The 17,286-nt window shown below is 37.2% G+C and carries 14 protein-coding genes; 8 read left to right on the plus strand and 6 right to left on the minus strand.

The window, feature by feature from the left end; translation table 11 throughout:
• Positions 1-6 precede the first annotated feature (6 nt).
• From B5440_RS02130 to murI, 4 genes are all read left to right on the plus strand, one after another.
• Positions 7-2,625, plus strand: a complete 2,619-nt coding sequence (locus tag B5440_RS02130) for a BamA/OMP85 family outer membrane protein (protein ID WP_176728205.1) — start codon at positions 7-9, stop codon at positions 2,623-2,625.
• Between the two features lie 33 nt (positions 2,626-2,658).
• Positions 2,659-3,462: an OmpH family outer membrane protein gene (locus tag B5440_RS02135; protein ID WP_070053839.1), complete on the plus strand. Its 804-nt coding sequence runs from the start codon at positions 2,659-2,661 to the stop codon at positions 3,460-3,462.
• A 43-nt stretch (positions 3,463-3,505) separates the two neighbouring features.
• A complete protein-coding gene (locus B5440_RS02140) occupies positions 3,506-4,015 on the plus strand; it encodes an OmpH/Skp family outer membrane protein (RefSeq protein WP_070053840.1) in 510 nt (169 codons plus the stop codon).
• Positions 4,016-4,085: 70 nt separating this feature from the next.
• The gene (murI, locus tag B5440_RS02145) at positions 4,086-4,883 is read left to right on the plus strand and encodes a glutamate racemase (RefSeq protein WP_070053841.1); all 798 of its coding nucleotides are present in this window, start codon (positions 4,086-4,088) and stop codon (positions 4,881-4,883) included.
• Here murI and B5440_RS02150 read toward each other — a convergent pair.
• Positions 4,880-5,875: a PorP/SprF family type IX secretion system membrane protein gene (locus B5440_RS02150; RefSeq protein WP_070053842.1), complete on the minus strand. Its 996-nt coding sequence runs from the start codon at positions 5,873-5,875 to the stop codon at positions 4,880-4,882. The genes murI and B5440_RS02150 overlap by 4 nt on opposite strands.
• A 111-nt stretch (positions 5,876-5,986) precedes the next feature.
• Between B5440_RS02150 and B5440_RS02155 the strand changes: the two genes are divergently transcribed.
• Complete coding sequence (locus B5440_RS02155; RefSeq protein WP_070053843.1) at positions 5,987-6,910, plus strand: NifU family protein; 924 nt, start codon at positions 5,987-5,989, stop codon at positions 6,908-6,910.
• A gap of 12 nt (positions 6,911-6,922) precedes the next feature.
• Here B5440_RS02155 and B5440_RS02160 read toward each other — a convergent pair whose 3' ends face one another.
• Positions 6,923-9,175 (minus strand): inorganic phosphate transporter, encoded by a 2,253-nt coding sequence (locus B5440_RS02160; RefSeq protein ID WP_070053844.1) that lies wholly within the window; start codon positions 9,173-9,175, stop codon positions 6,923-6,925.
• A gap of 292 nt (positions 9,176-9,467) precedes the next feature.
• Between B5440_RS02160 and B5440_RS02165 the strand changes: the two genes are divergently transcribed.
• The 3 genes from B5440_RS02165 (at position 9,468) to B5440_RS02175 (ending at position 12,735) form a co-directional block, all read left to right on the plus strand.
• Positions 9,468-9,668, plus strand: a complete 201-nt coding sequence (locus tag B5440_RS02165; RefSeq protein WP_070053845.1) for a dodecin family protein — start codon at positions 9,468-9,470, stop codon at positions 9,666-9,668.
• Between the two features lie 67 nt (positions 9,669-9,735).
• On the plus strand, positions 9,736-11,778 hold the full coding sequence (locus tag B5440_RS02170) for a thioredoxin domain-containing protein (protein WP_070053846.1): 2,043 nt from the start codon (positions 9,736-9,738) through the stop codon (positions 11,776-11,778).
• 72 nt (positions 11,779-11,850) lie between these two features.
• Positions 11,851-12,735 (plus strand): mechanosensitive ion channel family protein, encoded by an 885-nt coding sequence (locus tag B5440_RS02175; protein ID WP_070053847.1) that lies wholly within the window; start codon positions 11,851-11,853, stop codon positions 12,733-12,735.
• On the opposite strand, the gene tsaB is transcribed toward B5440_RS02175, so the two are convergent.
• From tsaB to B5440_RS02195, 4 genes are all read right to left on the minus strand, one after another.
• Positions 12,732-13,391, minus strand: a complete 660-nt coding sequence (gene tsaB, locus B5440_RS02180) for a tRNA (adenosine(37)-N6)-threonylcarbamoyltransferase complex dimerization subunit type 1 TsaB (protein ID WP_070053848.1) — start codon at positions 13,389-13,391, stop codon at positions 12,732-12,734. The two genes, B5440_RS02175 and tsaB, sit on opposite strands and share 4 nt — an antisense overlap.
• 14 nt (positions 13,392-13,405) lie before the next feature.
• Positions 13,406-14,638, minus strand: coding sequence for an efflux RND transporter periplasmic adaptor subunit (locus tag B5440_RS02185; RefSeq protein WP_070053849.1), 1,233 nt, complete (start codon positions 14,636-14,638; stop codon positions 13,406-13,408).
• Between the two features lie 3 nt (positions 14,639-14,641).
• Positions 14,642-16,081 carry a TolC family protein gene (locus B5440_RS02190; RefSeq protein WP_070053850.1) on the minus strand — a complete coding sequence of 480 codons (1,440 nt, stop codon included), beginning with the start codon at positions 16,079-16,081 and terminating at the stop codon, positions 14,642-14,644.
• Positions 16,082-16,143: 62 nt separating this feature from the next.
• Positions 16,144-17,262 (minus strand): efflux RND transporter periplasmic adaptor subunit, encoded by a 1,119-nt coding sequence (locus B5440_RS02195; protein ID WP_070053851.1) that lies wholly within the window; start codon positions 17,260-17,262, stop codon positions 16,144-16,146.
• Positions 17,263-17,286 lie beyond the last annotated feature (24 nt).

Below are 17,286 nucleotides of genomic sequence, written 5' to 3' on the forward strand. Positions count from 1 at the left end.
GCATTCATGACGAAGAAAGTATTTACCCTTCTGGCAGTAGCATGTAGTTTAATTTTTAGCATTTCTTCACAAGCTCAAGGCTTACCATTAGCAGATGGCAAAAAATATATAATTGGAGATATAAAAGTTACGGGAACCGTTAGTTTTAACGAACAAACCGTAATTGCTTATACCGGTTTAAAAAAAGGGGAAGATATATATATCCCCGGAGATAAAATTAGTAACGTGATCAATAAACTATGGGATATTGATCAATTTAGTGACATCAATTTTTACATTACCAATGTAAGTGATGGTAATGTTGCAGACCTGGAAATTGAAATCCAGGAAGTTCCAAAACTAAATAAAGTTAAAGTTACCGGCCTTAAAAAGCGGGAACAGGAAGAAATTATTGAGGAAAATAAACTGAGAACCGGCGCTAAGGTTTCAGAAAATCTTATCACCACCACCAAGAATTATATAGAAAGCAAATATCGTAAAGAAGGATATTTTAATGCTAATGCAAAAATAAGTACCAGCGAAGTTACCGATACAACGGCTAACACCAACCTGGTAAATATGCTTATAGATATAGATCAGGGCGATCGTGTTAAAATTGCCGATATCAATTTTACAGGTAACGAAAAATTTTCTGACGCCAAGCTTAGAAGGTCTATGAAAAACACCAAACAGAAGAATATTATTCGCTTCTGGAAAAGATCTAAATTTGTTAGGGCAGATTACCAGGAAGACAAAAAAAGCCTAATAGACAATTATAAGGAAAGCGGTTATCGTGATGCCAGGATCGTAACAGATTCTCTAGTTGAAATTGATGACGAAACAATTGCTTTAAACCTTAAAATTGAAGAAGGAGATCAATATTATATTGGAGATATTGATTACCTGGGGAATTCAGTTTATACAGATGCACAGCTAGAACGTGTTCTGGGAATAAAAAAGGGAGATGTTTACAATGGGGTTCTTTTAGACAAAAGAATTGCGGATCAAACTAAACCAGACGGAGAAGATCTTTCTAACCTATATAAAAACAACGGTTATTTATTTTCTACTATCAACCTTGTAGAGACCAATGTCTACAACGACACCATAGACTTTGAAATTAGAATTGTTGAAGGGAAAGAAGCTTACTTCAACAACATTAGAGTAACCGGAAACGATAAAACAAAAGATCACGTAATTTACCGTGAGCTAAGAACTAAACCCGGGCAAAAATATAGCCAGGAAGATGTTGTAAATACAGTAAGAGAACTTGGTCAACTTGGTTTTTTTGATGCAGAACAGTTAGAACCAAAATTTGTAGATCCAGATCCACAATCGGGTACTTTAGATCTTGAATATTCTGTGGTAGAAGCTGGTGCCAGCCAAATAGAACTACAAGGTGGTTATGGTGGTGGAGGCTTTATTGGTACTTTAGGGCTTTCTTTCAACAACTTCTCTTTATCGGGAATTTTTGACAAAGAAGCTTACAAACCGGTACCTATGGGAGATGGGCAAACCCTTTCTCTTAGAGCACAGGCCAGTACTTTTTACCAAACCTACAGCCTTTCATTTATGGAACCATGGTTAGGCGGTAAAAAGCCGGTAAGTCTTCAAACTTCATTCTCTTATACGAGACAGTTTTTATTCGATTATGTAAACAGGGAGGCAGATAGAAGTAGAAGTTTTGATATTCTTGGAGTAAATATTGGTTTGGCAAAACGTTTAACCGTGCCAGATCCTTACATCACTGTATCTCACTCTGTAGGTTTTCAGCGTTATAACCTAAATAACTATAATACAGGTTTATTTACTTTTGGTGATGGTCACTCAAATAACTTCACCTACACTTTAGGACTTACACGGGATAACACTTATGTAAACCCAATTTTCCCAACGGGAGGTTCTAAATTTAAGATCACTGCTAAATTCACTCCTCCATACTCTCTTTGGAATGGTGTAGATTACGCTAATTTAGCCGAAGACAGAGAATACCAGTTAGAAGATGAAAACGGTAATCTTATTAACCAACAAGGCGATAGGGTAACACCTGAGAATGCTGTCGGGGACCAACGTAAAATAGACCAGAAGAAATTTAACTGGCTGGAATTCTATAAAGTTAAGTTTAGTGGAGAATGGTATACCCAAATTTACGATAAGCTTGTACTAAGAACCAATGCAGAATACGGTTTCCTTGGAGCATATAACAACGAACGTGGCGTTCCTCCTTTTGAAAGATTCTTTCTTGGTGGGGACGGACTTGGAGCATTTAGTTTAGATGGTAGAGAAACCATTCAGTTAAGAGGTTATCCAAACCAATCTGTAGTACCTATAGATCGCCCTGCAGGAGTGAATGATGATGGTGCAACTATCTATAACAAATACTCTTTAGAGCTTAGATACCCTATTACACTTAAACCTTCAGCATCTATTTACGCCCTTACCTTTTTAGAAGGTGGTGCATCTTACGATAACTTCAGGGATTTTAATCCTTTCCAACTTAACAGATCGGCCGGTGCAGGTTTACGAATCTTTATGCCAGCCTTTGGTTTACTTGGTATAGACTTTGGGTATGGATTCGATTCTATCCAGGGAATACCGGGAGCAAATGGATGGGAAACACATTTCATAATTGGACAGCAATTTTAATTTGGCACGATATTTTCTATATTCGATTTAAGTATGCTTAAAAGAACATTTTTATTCACACTTTTTATCTTGATTGGTTTCGGAGCAAATGCCCAAAAGCCAATAAATATAGGCTATGTGGATATGGAATATATCCTAGAAAATGTTCCCGAATATCAGCAAGCTTCAACTCAATTAGACCAGAGAGTTAAAGAATGGCAAAATGAAATTGAGCAGAAGCGGAAAGAAATTAATGAAATGAAAACCAGCCTGCAAAATGAACGCGCGCTACTTACTTCTGAACTTATTGAGGAACGGAAAGAAGAGATCGCATATCAGCAGGAACAGGCAACAGATTATGAGCAAAAGCGTTTTGGCCCGAAAGGTGATTATATGATTCAGAAGCGGCAATTAATAAAGCCCATTCAGGATCAGGTTTTCACAGCGGTTCAGGAAATAGCCGAAACAAGGGATTTCGATTTTATATTTGATAGAAATGCTGAATCGGGTATGCTTTTTGCTAAAAACCGTTTTGACTTAAGTGACCAGGTTTTAAGAAGCATCAACAGAGCTTCTAACCGAAGACAAATTGAGACCAAACAAGAAGAACGGGAGCTGGAAAGAGCTGAAGCGCGCACAGCAGAAGAAGATGAAGAATTAAGCGCGAGAGAAAAAGCCGTTGAGGATCGCAAAAGTGAGCGCCAGGCCTTAATAGAAGAAAGAAGGAGAAAACAAGATTCTATTAAAGAAGCAAGACAAAGAGCATTTGAAGAACGCAGAGAAAGAATTTTAAAAGAAAGACAACAAAAAAGAGATTCTATTGAAGCGGCACGAGCAAGAAAAGACACGATAAACTAAATAATTTTAAACCTTAATACTTAAACAATTAATATCAATTAAAATGAAACAATTCAAAACACTTTTTATAGCCCTTGCATTAACCATAGGAGCTACTACATTTACAAACGCACAGAGTAAAGTTGCCCACATCGCTACCCAGGAGTTGGTAGAAACTATGCCTGCTTATAAAGATGCAATGTCTCAACTTGAAAAGTTAGAGAAAACTTACGATGCTGAGATTAAAGATATGCTTACTGAAGCTCAAAATACTATGCAACGTTACCAATCTGAAGCTGAAACAGTAACAGAAGAAGAAAATGCAAAAAGAGCAAGCGAACTTCAGGCAACTGAAAGAAGAATCCAGGAACACAGCCAGAGAGCAAGACAGGAGCTACAAAAGAAAGAAAACGATCTAATTAGACCGGTAATTGAAAAAGCTCGTGAAGCTATCCAAAAAGTAGCCAGAGAACAAGGATACGATTATGTACTTGACTCTACTACTGGAACAGGAGTAATCCTTGCCGACGGTAAGAACCTTATGGCTGATGTAAAAGCTGAATTGGGAATGTAATTTTCACCCAATACATAAATAAAGAGTAAAAACTGCGCCCCTTTTAGGCGCAGTTTTTATTTTTGTACCAATGAACTATTCGCAACCTATAGGCATATTTGATTCGGGTGTTGGAGGAACTTCTATTTGGAAGGAAATTCACGACTTACTTCCTTTTGAAAAAACAATTTATCTAGCCGATAGCAAGAATGCACCCTACGGGGAAAAGCCCATTGAAGAGATTAAAAATCTCAGCCGGAAAAACACGGAGAAGTTGCTGGATATGGGCGCCAAGATAATCGTGGTTGCCTGCAATACTGCCACGACTAATGCTATTAAAGATTTAAGAAATGAATATTCTATTCCTTTTATAGGAATTGAACCGGCAATTAAACCGGCCGCTTTAAAATCAAAATCAAAAACTATAGGCATACTGGCCACCCGCGGAACGCTAACCAGTACTCTTTTCTCCCAGACTTCAGATTTTTATGCAAGAAATATTAATGTAGTAGAAATTGAAGGTCGTGGCCTGGTAGAACTTATTGAAGCAGGAGAACTGGATTCCCCTCAAATGAAAAGTCTTTTACTTAAATTACTGGAACCATTTTTTGTAAATAAGATAGACTACCTGGTGCTGGGTTGCAGTCACTATCCTTATCTTATTCCTATACTAAAAGAATTGCTTCCAAAGGAAGTAGTAATTATAGATTCAGGAGAGGCCGTAGCGAGGCAAACAAAATCCATTCTTGAATTAAATAATTTATTACTGAAAGAAGAACCAATGGAAAGACCCATTCCGGAATTTTTCAGCAACACCAATCCCACAGTGCTTGAAAATTTAACTGAAGCCGTAAAATATGGGTATAAAGTTAGTTATCTGGATTTCTAATTAACAGCGGGACACTTACAATTCCAGCGTCCTCTGCTTTTTCCAAAATCGTATCCAATAGTGATTTGATGGAAGCCGTTATTGCTTAATACTACCGAGTTGAACTGGTAGCTAAAAGTATAACCAAACATAAAATTATTGTAATCTAAACCGACAAATGGAGTAATGTAGCGTAGCTGCTGACTTTTAATTTCTTCTCCCTCTGATGTATACTCGGCTCCTTCAAAGCTATTTCTGTATGAAATTCCACCCCATAATTGACCAAAATTTACATTGCGATAAACTTTCATATTTAAATCAATATTCATCTCATTAGTAACTTCACGCAGTTGAAATAAGGTAGATGGCTCATAACTCCAGTCACTATCATTAGTGAATACATAGCCTGTAGAGAACAAATATTTACGTTGATTGCTGGGAACAGCATCGGAATAAAAAAGTTCTCGATTTACCGAGATAATATTTTTTGCAGCTAAATGAGCGTAGAAATCAAGATAATAATAAGACATTCCAACATCCATATTAGCGAAAACATCAGATATATTATTTCCAGTGACAAAGGGATCAAATTCGGTGAACCCGCTTTGATCTAATCTATGCTGAATAATACCTGCACTAATACCAAAAGAAAGCTGGTTGAGATCCAATTCACTCCTGGAGAAAAGCAAATGATAGGCAACTGTTCCGTAGGCCCCTATTTTAGAGAAATTTCCATTTTGATCATTAAAAACAATTCCGCCAACACCAAGTTTGTCTCCCACCCTTCCATTTACAGCCAGTGTTTGTAAGCTGGGAGCATTCTCCACGTCAAACCATTGTTGCCTGGCAGTAAGCCTTATTTGATTTCTATTGGCCGCACCGGCCATAGAGGGATGGATAAGAAAAAGGTTATCGGTTAGGTAATCGGAATAAATGGGAATTACTTCCTGTGCTTTTGCTGAGGAATTCAGTAAAAAACCAAATAGTATTATAAAAATGATTTTTGCAGCCATCGAAATTTGGCTAGCTTTAAAACACCTGATAAATAAAGTTCTAATCCCCATAAGAAAGGTAAAGATATAGATTAACTAAGTTTTCTTTAGTACTTTTGCAAAAAAATTGATATGAGCGATTTCACTATAAATATACAAGGCACAAATAAACCGGGAATCATAAAATTTGAAACCAACAAATTTTTAACCCGTCACGAAAATTACGAATTTAACAATATAGATGAAGCAGCTAAATCTCCATTAGCACAGCAATTGTTTTACCTACCTTTTGTAAAAACGGTTTACATAGCTCAAAATTTCATCGCGATTGAAAAATATGATATCGTAGAATGGGATGATGTGCAGGAAGAAGTTGCCGCCCAAATAGAAGATTTTCTAAATAAAGATGGTGTGGTGATTAAGGAAGATGCAGATCAAACAAAAAATGTTCCGGTAACGGTTTATGCTGAAAGCACACCAAACCCGGGCGTAATGAAGTTTGTAGCGAATAAAAAACTGGTTTTAAAAACTGCCGAGTTCAAAAATATTGATGAAGCTAAAGATGCGCCACTTGCGCAACAACTTTTTCATTTCCCTTTTGTAAAAGCAGTATTTATAGATTCTAATTACGTTTCTATCCACAAATATGATGTTGCGCAATGGGAGGAAATCACCCTGGAGTTAAGAGAATTCATCACTAATTACCTGCAGGATGGGAAAGAAGTTTTAAAAGCCGAAGCTTCTGTACCTCAACAAACAGAAGCATCAACCCACCCGGCAAATCCAGAGGTAAGCCAGGAAATTAAAGACCTGGACGATACTTCAAAACAGGTTATCGCGATTCTTGATGAATACATTAAACCTGCTGTTGCCAGTGATGGTGGAAATATTCTTTTTGATTCTTACAATTCTGAAAATAAAACCGTTAAAGTTATCCTTCAGGGAGCTTGTAGTGGCTGCCCTTCTTCAACCATGACGCTTAAAAGCGGAATTGAAACGATGCTAAGAGATATGCTTCGCGGAAAAGTAGATTACGTAGAAGCAGTAAACGGATAATTTCTGAAGCTGCTAAAGCGTAGATTTCGCTTCAACATAGAATTCCCTAAATAGCTGAACTAAATTAAGCGTAGACGAAATAAGGTCTTTAGATTCCAGTAAAAGCCCAAAGTAAAGTTTGGTGTTTTTAGGACTGCTTTCTGAAGTCCTTATGCGTTTAATTTGTTTCTCTATCATTTCTGAAACCATATCGAGCAATTGTTGCTTTTCAGCAAGAATATCATCTAACCGCTCAAAATCGTGTTCATCAAAAGTGTACTTTATTTCCGAAAATAACTCCTGAAGTTTTTTATCTATCTTTTTCAGATCCCTAATCTGGTTAAATTTTAGGTTTTTGTGGTTGTTATTTACGTGCTCAAAAGAGTTTCGGGTAATATATCGGGTAGAGTTTACCATTTCCTGTAAATAATTCAGCAAATGAATATAAAATCGACTCGCTTCCACCGAATCTTCATCCAGCGATTTTATAAAATAATAGATATTACCTTTTAGATCGTCTACCTCACTTTCAAGCTCACCAACTTTTTTATTATTCTTCTTAAGTTTACCAAGATCGTGATATCCTAAATTATCTACAGTTTTGGTGTAGCGCTTTTTAATACCCGAAATCACCTGAGAGATATTCACCGAACTTTCGGCGGTAATCTCATTAATGGTAATAATATCGGTACGTTTATATTTTTTCTGAAGTTTATTCGCTTTAGATTTTTTCGCGTGAGACAGCGTATTTCTTATAATAACAAAGGCGGTAAAACAAACAAGGATAGCAATAGCTATAAGCCCTCCAAAATAAATAATCACAGCAAAAAGTGCTGCTCCAAGAAATGCCACAAAAGCGGTTACAAACCAACCTCCAATAACATTAAGAACACCGGCAACCCTGTAAACAGCACTTTCCTGGTTCCAGGCCCTATCAGCTAAAGAAGTTCCCATCGCCACCATAAAAGTCACGTAGGTAGTAGAAAGCGGAAGCTGCAAATTAGTCCCCATTGAAATCAAAATACTGGCCACCACCAAATTCACAGATGCCCGCACCAAATCGAACGCAGGCGGTGCGATTTCTCTCCCGGTAGTTTTTGCCTTTGGAGTTTCAAATTGCGTATCAATTCTATTTCTAACTTTTTTAGGAATTACCTCTGAAACCGCACTACCAAACATCATAGAATATCTAACGATTGTTCGGGATAAATAATTAGCTCCAAACCGTTCTGAACCCTCATTCTGCCTGGATAATTTTACACCGGTATCTACAACTGCTTTCGCTTTATCAGAAAACCAGATAGTAAGAACCATGACTCCTCCGGCAAAAATTAAGATAATTTCAGGGGTAGGAACACTGCCGGCCAAATCGCTCATTAACAATTCTGAAGCGGCAACCCCAGAGGCACTCCATATTTCATAAGATTGCCAGGCAGCTATGGGCACCCCAATAAAATTAACAAGATCGTTTCCTGCAAAAGCGAGCGCCAATGCAAAGGTGCCCACCATAACAATGAGTTTAAGAATATTTACCTTAAAGAAACTTGTTAAGACCTTAGAGAGAATTGTAAAGCCTATTAAGCTAAAAATAATGATCTGTATGCGGTTATTGTGTACATCTTCCACAAAGTGATCTGATACAAAAGCTAAGCTATTTAGCCCTTTAATAAGAATAAAATAGAAAATCGCAGCAAGGGAAACTCCGCCAAAAATGGCCCCGGTGTATTTCAGTTTTCTTTCGTATTTAAAAGAAAGCACTAGGCGTGAAAAATACTGAACAACCGCGCCGGCCACAAAAGCAATAACAATAGCCAGTAAAATGCCAAAAATAACTTCAGAAGCTTTGTCAACATTTATAAAATCTACCAAATTAGAAATATCATTGGTAGTTTTAAAGATCTTTATAAGCGCAATACTAACGGCCGCTCCCAACAGCTCGAACATAATTGAGACGGTAGTAGAGGTTGGCAGCCCCAGGGAATTAAAGAAATCAAGCAACAGAACATCGGTAAGCATTACGGCCATAAAAATGACCATGATCTCTTCAAAGTAGAATTCTTGCGGAAGAAAAATTCCTTTTCGGGCTACTTCCATTAATCCGCTGGAAAATATGGCGCCTACTGCCACTCCCAAACTTGCAATAATGAGAATAGAACGAAGGGAAACCGCTTTGGAACCTACTGCAGAGTTAAGAAAATTAATGGCATCGTTACTCACCCCAACCACTAAATCTGTAATGGCCAGGATAAATAAAAGTCCCAGAATTATTAAGTAAACATCCTGCATGTAAACAAAGTCCTTTCAACCTGCAAAATTCAGCGATTTTTTCCTATAAATATCTTTTTGTAGGTTATTAAAACTTTAATTAAATACAGGCTATTAGCATAGTAATTTTTCAATTATCCTAAAAAATGTACTGCGAAAAGTAAGAACAACTTAGGTAGAACGCACTATAGAGTAAAAACTTCAAGGCACTAACTAGTAAAATCCCCTAGTTTTAAAACAATCTCTATTTCCGAAGAAATTCTCGGTATTTTTAAAAGAGAATTGATTTGTAACATTCTAAAACCAACACATTATGTCTATTATAAAAGTAATTGAGATTTTGGCGAATTCTACCGAAAGCTGGGAAGATGCCACAAAAAAAGCAGTGAAACATGCAGCTAAAACCGTAAAGAATATAAAATCGGTTTATGTTAAAGAACAAAGTGCACTTGTAAATGGAGAAAACATTACCGAATTTAGGGTTAATGTAAAAATCTCTTTTGAAATCAGTTAATTTTCATTTATAAAATTAGCAACGCTCTCTGGGATTCCGGGGAGCGTTTTTCATTTAAAAAATAATCATGCCCAAACCAAAATTCACCAATAACCTAATTCACGAGACCAGTCCTTACCTTTTACAACACGCACATAACCCAGTTAACTGGGAGGCCTGGAACACACAAAGCCTGGAAAAGGCGCGCAAGGAAGATAAACTTCTACTTATTAGTGTTGGCTATTCTGCCTGCCACTGGTGTCACGTAATGGAGCACGAAAGTTTTGAAGATAAGGCGGTGGCTGAAATTATGAACCAGCATTTTATAAATATAAAAGTTGACCGGGAAGAACGCCCCGATGTGGACCAGGTTTATATGAATGCTATCCAGGTAATGACCGGAGCAGGTGGATGGCCTATGAATATCGTGGCATTACCAGACGGGCGCCCGGTTTGGGGTGGCACCTATTTTAGAAAAGAGCAGTGGAAAGATGCTTTAAAACAACTCTCTGGGCTATATCAAACCAAGCCCGATGAAATGAAATCGTACGCTTCTAAACTGGAAGAGGGACTGCAGCAATTACAACTTATAGAAACTCCCCAGGAAGAAACTCCCTTCACTACAGATTTTCTAGATAAAATGCTTGAAAAATGGAAAAAAGGATTTGACAGGAAAAATGGTGGTTCACAGGGAGGACCAAAATTTATGCTTCCGGTAAACCAGTCTTTCTTATTCAGGTATGCAGTACAGAAAGACGACAAAGAGATACTTGAGCAATCCTTGCTAAGCCTTAATAAAATCTCCTATGGTGGAGTTTATGACCATATTGGTGGTGGATTTTCAAGATACTCGGTAGACGAACGCTGGCACGTACCACATTTCGAGAAAATGCTTTATGATAATGGCCAATTGGTGAGTCTTTACAGCAAGGCCTTTGCTTTTACGAAAGATAACTGGTACAAAGAAGTAGTTTATAAAACCCTGGATTTTGTAAAAGAGGAACTTACCGATAGTACCGGAGCGTTTTATTCGGCCTTAGACGCCGATAGTGAAGATAAAACCGGGAATAAAAGCGAAGGCGCCTATTACGTTTGGGAAAAAGACCAATTGCAAGATTTATTAAGCGAAGATTTTTCAATATTCGAAGCTTATTATAATATTAATTCCTTCGGAAAATGGGAGGACAATAATTATGTGCTTATTCGATCTAAAAGTGACGAAGCGATTGCAGAAGAATTCAATCTTAGTTTAACTGAATTAGAAGAAAAAAAAAAACACTGGACAAAAATTTTAAAAAAAGAGCGGGATAAAAGAACAAAACCGGGACTGGATGATAAAAGTTTAACTTCCTGGAATGCGCTTATGCTAAATGGATATGTAGATGCCTATAAAGCTTTTGGGGAACCAGAATTCCTGGAAAATGCATTAAATAACGCAGCATTTCTTCAAAAATATCAGTTTAAGAAAGATCATAGGCTTTGGCATAATTATAAAAACGGGAATAGTTCTATAAATGCTTACCTGGAAGATTATGTTCTTTGCACCGAAGCTTTTCTAAATCTATATGAAGCTACTTTTGAAGAAAAATGGCTGGAAATTGCAAAGCAATTAATTTCAGTATGCATGGAAGACTTCCAGGATGAAAAAACCGGATTATTCTATTTCACCTCTTCTGAAGATGAAGCTTTAATCACCAGAAATTATGAGTTGAATGATAATGTGCTGCCGGCATCGAATTCGGTTATGGCTAAAAATCTATTTAAGGTTTCAAAAATCACAGGAAAACAGGATTATTATGATTTAGCAAAGAAAATGCTCAAAACAGTCCAGCCGCAAATAAAAAGCTATCCGCAGTCTTATGCCAACTGGCTGCACTTGATGCTTAATTTCACTGATCCATTTTATGAAGTTGCTATTACGGGTAAAAACGCCATTTCTATAAAAAAGGAATTAGAGCAGGAATTCTTTCCACACACCATTTTTGCGGGTACTACAAAGCCATCAGAAATATCAATTTTAAAGAACAGGTTTAAAAGCGATAAAGATCTAATTTATATCTGCAGTAATGGAAAATGTGATCTCCCTTTAAGTTCTGTGGAAGATTCTGTCAAAAGAATAAAACAGTTTTAACAAAAATTAAACAGCGAAATTTATTATAAATAAAAAATTTATAGTCAATTTGTTTCTCAAACAAATTAAATTATGGATAAACTAAACGATTGGGGCGATATCGCAAAAGAATACGCTGAAAAATTTATTGATTACCTACCAACTTTAATTGGATCACTGGCACTTCTAATAATTGGCCTTTGGGTAATTGGTTTGATTGTAAAATATGTAGAAAAAATATTCCAAAAGAAAGATTACGATAAAACCTTAGAAATTTTCACACTAAATGCTCTAAAGTGGGGACTTAAAATAATATTATTTGTTCTTTTTATAACGCAACTTGGTGTACAGAGCGCTTCCCTGGTAGCCGCAATTGGTGCTGCAGGTTTAGCTATTGGTCTTGCTATGCAAGGATCACTCTCTAATTTGGCCGGTGGTGTTATCCTAATCATATTAAAACCTTTTAAGGTTGGAGATTGGATAGAAGTTCAAGGCGTTTCGGGTAGTGTGGTAGAGATCTCCTTATTCTATACAAAATTAGACACCTTCGGAAATCAGCGTGCTGTAATTCCAAATGGAGAATTGAGTAATGATAATATTATAAATTACAGCTTTAATGGAACAAGAAAAGAAAACTTAAGCTTCGGGATCTCTTATGATGACGATCTGAAAAAGGCTAAGGAAGTACTTAGAAACCTTGTGGAAGAGCAGGAAGATGTGCTAAAAGACCCGGCACCGCAAATTATTGTTTCTGAACTTGGAGCCGATTCGGTTAACTTTTCAGTGAGATATTTTGCTGAAAACAGTAAATTCTGGGATCTACACTGGTTTATGATTGAAGAAGGAAAAATAAGACTGGAAGAAGCCGGAATGACAATTCCTTATCCTCAACGTGATGTTTATCTTTATGACCAAACAAAGATGAATGGAACGATTGAAAAGAGATCGAAAAACAACGGGGCTAACCTCGCCGATTAACCGGCAATAAAATCTTTTAAATAATAAGGTTCAAAATAAGCGACATCTTCGGTGTCGCTTATTTTGTATTTGGCTTCTGCTAAACTGCACATTTCTTTTGCAGATGGTAACTTATCTAAATTAAAGTCAGCGTTGGAATGTGTACAAATAGCCTTAAATTTTTCCACTCCATTTCCTATAAATACTGTTTTATCCTTTTCAAGATAATCGGTAAAAGAATTTTCATCCAAAACTTCTGCTTTAGTTTCTCTTATTTCCTTCAGGTTTTCATCAAAAACGCTAGAATAAACTTCCATTCTACGTGCATCCAACATCGGAATAATAAATCCCTTTTTCAATTCAACCTGCGCGGCTAAAGAGGCCAGCGTGGCTATAGATATTAAAGGAATATTCAGTGAAAAACATAGCCCTTTTGCGGTAGATACTCCAATTCTTAATCCTGTATAAGATCCAGGGCCTTTACTTACCGCAATAGCATCAAGATCTCCCACCCCTAAGTTGTTTTCTTTTAGAATTTCATCTATAAAAACGTGCAACTTTTCGGCGTGCGAATAATTATTGCTCTTATCTTCCTTTAATGCTAAGAGAGCACCATCTTTTGAAAGTGCAACAGAGCAATTTGTGGTAGCGGTTTCTAAGCAAAGTATTAATGCCAAATCCTGTAGTTTTTTTATTTATTAATTACCTCAACGTCATCACCTTCTTTCAGGCTTTTAGTTACGGTATTATATGGTCCTGTGATCACGGTTTCCCCTTCGGCTAAACCTTCAGTAATTTCAATATTGCTATCATCCTGAATTCCGGTAGAAACTTTTCTAAGCTCAGCTTTCTCTCCTTCCTTTAGAAAAACAGCTTCGTATTTTTGATCGGCACTTTCAGTTGCTGTGGTATCATCTTTAATCACTATCGCACTAATAGGAACCCCAATTATGTTATCTTTTCTGTTTGTGATGATATCTACCGTAGCGGTCATACCAGGTCTAAATGGAGAATAATTATCTGCTTTCCCTTCTAATAGATCTTTGTATGATTCCTCTAAAATACGAACTTTCACCTTAAAGTTAGTCACCTGATCTGTGGTAAGCGCAGCATCAGCCGAGTTTGAAATTTCGGTAACAATTCCTTTAAATTCTTTCCCTAAGTAAGCATCAACCTCAACAATGGTAGAATCTCCAACCTGAACCTTTACAATATCATTTTCATTCACATCTACTTCCACTTCCATATTGGTAAGATTAGCCACCCTAAGAATTTCGGTACCGGCCATTTGCTGGGTTCCAACAACCCTTTCCCCCAGTTCGGCATCTAATTTTGAAATTGTACCGCTCATAGGCGCGTAAATATTGGTACGTCCTAAATTATCCTGAGCTTCCTTTACCGTAGCCGAAGTACTTTGCATATTGTAATAAGCCGATTCCTTATTGGCCTGCGCTACTTCATATTCTGAAACAACCCTATCCCATTCAGCTTTAGAAATCACTCCTTTTTCAAAAAGACTTTTGTTTCGGTTATAATTCGCTTCAGCTTGCTTTAAACTTGCCTGAGCCTGTGCATAATTTGCCCTTGAAGTTTCTAAACCGGCCTGTGCTCTATTCACGTTAGATTGATAAATATCTGGATTTACCCTAACCAATAAATCACCTTTTTCTACAGCCTGGCCTTCTACCACAGGTAGTTCAATTATTTCTCCTGAAACTTCTGAAGATAGTTTAACTTCAATCTCTGGCTGAATTTTCCCGGTAGCCGAAACAGTTTCTACAATATCTATAGGTTCAATTTTGGTGATTTCTACTTCTTTAAAATTACCGGTTTTTCCAAACCAACCGGCTTTTTTACCTACAATAAGAAAAAGAATAAGCGCAAGAGCAATTCCAATAATTATAAATAGAGTCTTTTTCTTCATAATTTAAAATTTAAGATCGGTAACCGGTACTCCAAAATATAATTCAAGTACTTTTAATTTAAAAATGTAATCGTATTTGGTTCTTAGCACTTCGCTTTGTGCGTTTTCGTATCGTAATTTTGCCTGGCTAAATTCAAAAGCATTAGAAATTCCCACGTCAAAACGTTGCGTAGCATATTCAAAAGCCTGCTCTTGTGCATTTGCGGCAACCAGGGCAGCTTCATAAGCTTCAAAAGCTCCTTCAGCATCTACATAAGCCTGATAAACATTTGCCTCAAGATCTAACTCTGCCTGCTCCAATTCGTACTCGGCTCTTCTGGCATTCACCTGACTTCTTCTCACCTGGTTCCTGGTAGCTAAACCGTTAAAGATTGGAACGCTAACCTGTACTCCATAAGTTACCCCATCATTACGCTGTAATTGTTCAAAAAACGGCAATGGACTTCCAATAGTGGTTAAGACATTAGGAGCAACTACAATATCTCCTGTACTTTCTACCACTCCAATTTCACGGGTTGGATCGTTAGGATCTGGCTCTGCACCAACAACTCTTCCCTGTCCAGACTCCCTGGTATTATAATTAAAGAAAGCTCCTACGCTTGGGTAATAAGCTCCTTTAGCTATTTCCACGTCTTTTTCGGCAATTTGCTTGTTAGCTTCTGCAATTTTGATTTCAGATCTCTCTTCTCTTGCTTGTGCAACAATATCTTCTACCGGATTATCTAAAATTTCTGTACCAAAAATATCATAACCTCTTTCTACAATATCAAAATTCTCGTAATCTTTTATAAGCAGGGTTTGCGCCAGGCTAATAAGAGAAATTCTAATATTGTTTTGAGCAACAATTATTCGCTGTTTTTCATCAGCATAGGTAGCTTGAATTTCCAGAAGGTCCCCTTGCGGCAAAGAACCCGCTTCTACCAATTCTTCTGTTCTCTCCATTTGCTCTCTGGTAACTTCATTTTGCATCTTAAGAATTTCCAGGTTTTGCTTATTAAAAAGCACTTGCAAATAAGAATCAGCTACAAAAAGAGTGATATCATCCTTCATTCTATCCAGAGCATACTGGCTAGCAAGTTTTGATATTTTTGCGCGTTGCAACTGTTTAAAGTTTCTAAGTCCGTCAAAAAGATTAAGACTTGCGGTAACACCTGCGGAAAAGTTTCGGGTGGTTTGTGTTTGCAGCACCCCGGTAGTTACGTTTTGGGTAAGACCGGTATTCCAGGAGTTCGTGGCCGATGCATTTACATTTGGTAAGAAATTACCAATAGCGTCTCTTTTTCCCAACTCGGCAAGTTCTACATCGAGCTCGCTTTGTTTTACTGAAATATTGTTTTCTAATGCGTAGTTCACACATTCCTGAAGTGTCCAGGCATTATTTTCCTGGGCATTTACGAATAAAGCAGAAAATAAAAATATGGTTAGTAAGCTGTATTTTTTCATAATCGGAATTGTAGTTGATGAGTCTGTGAAATTCTAAACTTGTTACATTTTGAAATAAAAATCTATTGGCCGGCGAATTCCGGACTAGGTTGTACTTTGTTCCAAACCTTAATTTTATCGTCTTTAGAAATACCATTTTTCACTTCAACCTGAATTCCATCGCTAATTCCTAATTCCAAATCCCTTCTTTCAAACTGCTGATCCCCGGTTTCAACTTCCACAAATGGCTCCTGAGTTTTAGGGTCAAACTGCACTAAAGCTTCTTTAATTGCCAGCACCTCATCTGCCCTATCTAAAATAATAGAGGCATTCGCGCTTAAACCGGCACGAATAAAAGTTGTATCTGCCTTATCTAAGGTTCCTTTAATCTCAAACTGAATCGCTCCATTTTCATCTACACCTTTTGGAGCGATATAATCTAAAACTGCATTAAAAGTTTTATTCTCTATAGCGCCAACCGTTACTTCCAGCGGTAAATCTTCTTTAATTTTCCCAACTTCACTTTCATCAACTTTTCCTTCAAAAATCATTTCGTTCACATCGGCAAGAGTCGCTAAAGTAGTACCATCATTAAAGTTATTACTTTCAATCACCTGGTTTCCTACCTTAACGGGAACATCAAGCACCATCCCGTCTACTGTAGAGCGAATAAGCGTATTGGCAGCACTGCCAATACCACTAGTGGTTCCTGTTTGCACAATTTCAAAATTCTGCTCTGCAGAGCGGAAGTTTTGCTGCATCCTTTTGTAATTGGCTTCAGCATTATCAAAATCGTTTTGAGAGATCACTCCTTTTTCGAACAAAGATTTTTGTCTTTCAAATGTTTTTTTCTCATTATCTAAATTGATCTTAGCAGTAGCTACGGCGTCTTTCGCACTTTGTAATGAATTTACATTTGGGATTACCCGTATTTTCGCAATAAGATCTCCAGCCTTCACTTTCTCGCCGGCTTCAATATATATTTCGTCTATAATTCCGGAAATATTAGGCTTAATAAGCACTTCCTCCTTCGGAACAATATTTCCCGTCGCCACAGTCTTTTTGACGATGGTTTCTACTGAAGCCTGTTCGGTTTCATAAACCGTAGGATCCTCCTGGTTTTTTTGAAACAAATAGTATAACGCGCCTACAAAAACCAAGGCGATCAATACTAAAATTGAGATGGTAACTGTTTTTTTCATTTTTTGATTGTATTTGTCTTCTTT

Source organism: Salegentibacter salarius, assembly GCF_900168265.1.
In the GTDB taxonomy this organism is placed as follows: domain Bacteria; phylum Bacteroidota; class Bacteroidia; order Flavobacteriales; family Flavobacteriaceae; genus Salegentibacter; species Salegentibacter salarius.

What these genes read in the sequence shown, in the direction of transcription:
- B5440_RS02130 (WP_176728205.1), top strand. Translation starts at nt 7, where the DNA reads ATGACGAAGAAAGTATTTACCCTTCTGGCAGTAGCATGTAGTTTAATT.
- B5440_RS02135 (WP_070053839.1), top strand. Translation starts at nt 2,659, where the DNA reads ATGCTTAAAAGAACATTTTTATTCACACTTTTTATCTTGATTGGTTTC.
- B5440_RS02140 (WP_070053840.1), top strand. Translation starts at nt 3,506, where the DNA reads ATGAAACAATTCAAAACACTTTTTATAGCCCTTGCATTAACCATAGGA.
- murI (WP_070053841.1), top strand. Translation starts at nt 4,086, where the DNA reads ATGAACTATTCGCAACCTATAGGCATATTTGATTCGGGTGTTGGAGGA.
- B5440_RS02150 (WP_070053842.1), bottom strand. Translation starts at nt 5,875, where the DNA reads ATGGCTGCAAAAATCATTTTTATAATACTATTTGGTTTTTTACTGAAT.
- B5440_RS02155 (WP_070053843.1), top strand. Translation starts at nt 5,987, where the DNA reads ATGAGCGATTTCACTATAAATATACAAGGCACAAATAAACCGGGAATC.
- B5440_RS02160 (WP_070053844.1), bottom strand. Translation starts at nt 9,175, where the DNA reads ATGCAGGATGTTTACTTAATAATTCTGGGACTTTTATTTATCCTGGCC.
- B5440_RS02165 (WP_070053845.1), top strand. Translation starts at nt 9,468, where the DNA reads ATGTCTATTATAAAAGTAATTGAGATTTTGGCGAATTCTACCGAAAGC.
- B5440_RS02170 (WP_070053846.1), top strand. Translation starts at nt 9,736, where the DNA reads ATGCCCAAACCAAAATTCACCAATAACCTAATTCACGAGACCAGTCCT.
- B5440_RS02175 (WP_070053847.1), top strand. Translation starts at nt 11,851, where the DNA reads ATGGATAAACTAAACGATTGGGGCGATATCGCAAAAGAATACGCTGAA.
- B5440_RS02185 (WP_070053849.1), bottom strand. Translation starts at nt 14,638, where the DNA reads ATGAAGAAAAAGACTCTATTTATAATTATTGGAATTGCTCTTGCGCTT.
- B5440_RS02190 (WP_070053850.1), bottom strand. Translation starts at nt 16,081, where the DNA reads ATGAAAAAATACAGCTTACTAACCATATTTTTATTTTCTGCTTTATTC.
- B5440_RS02195 (WP_070053851.1), bottom strand. Translation starts at nt 17,262, where the DNA reads ATGAAAAAAACAGTTACCATCTCAATTTTAGTATTGATCGCCTTGGTT.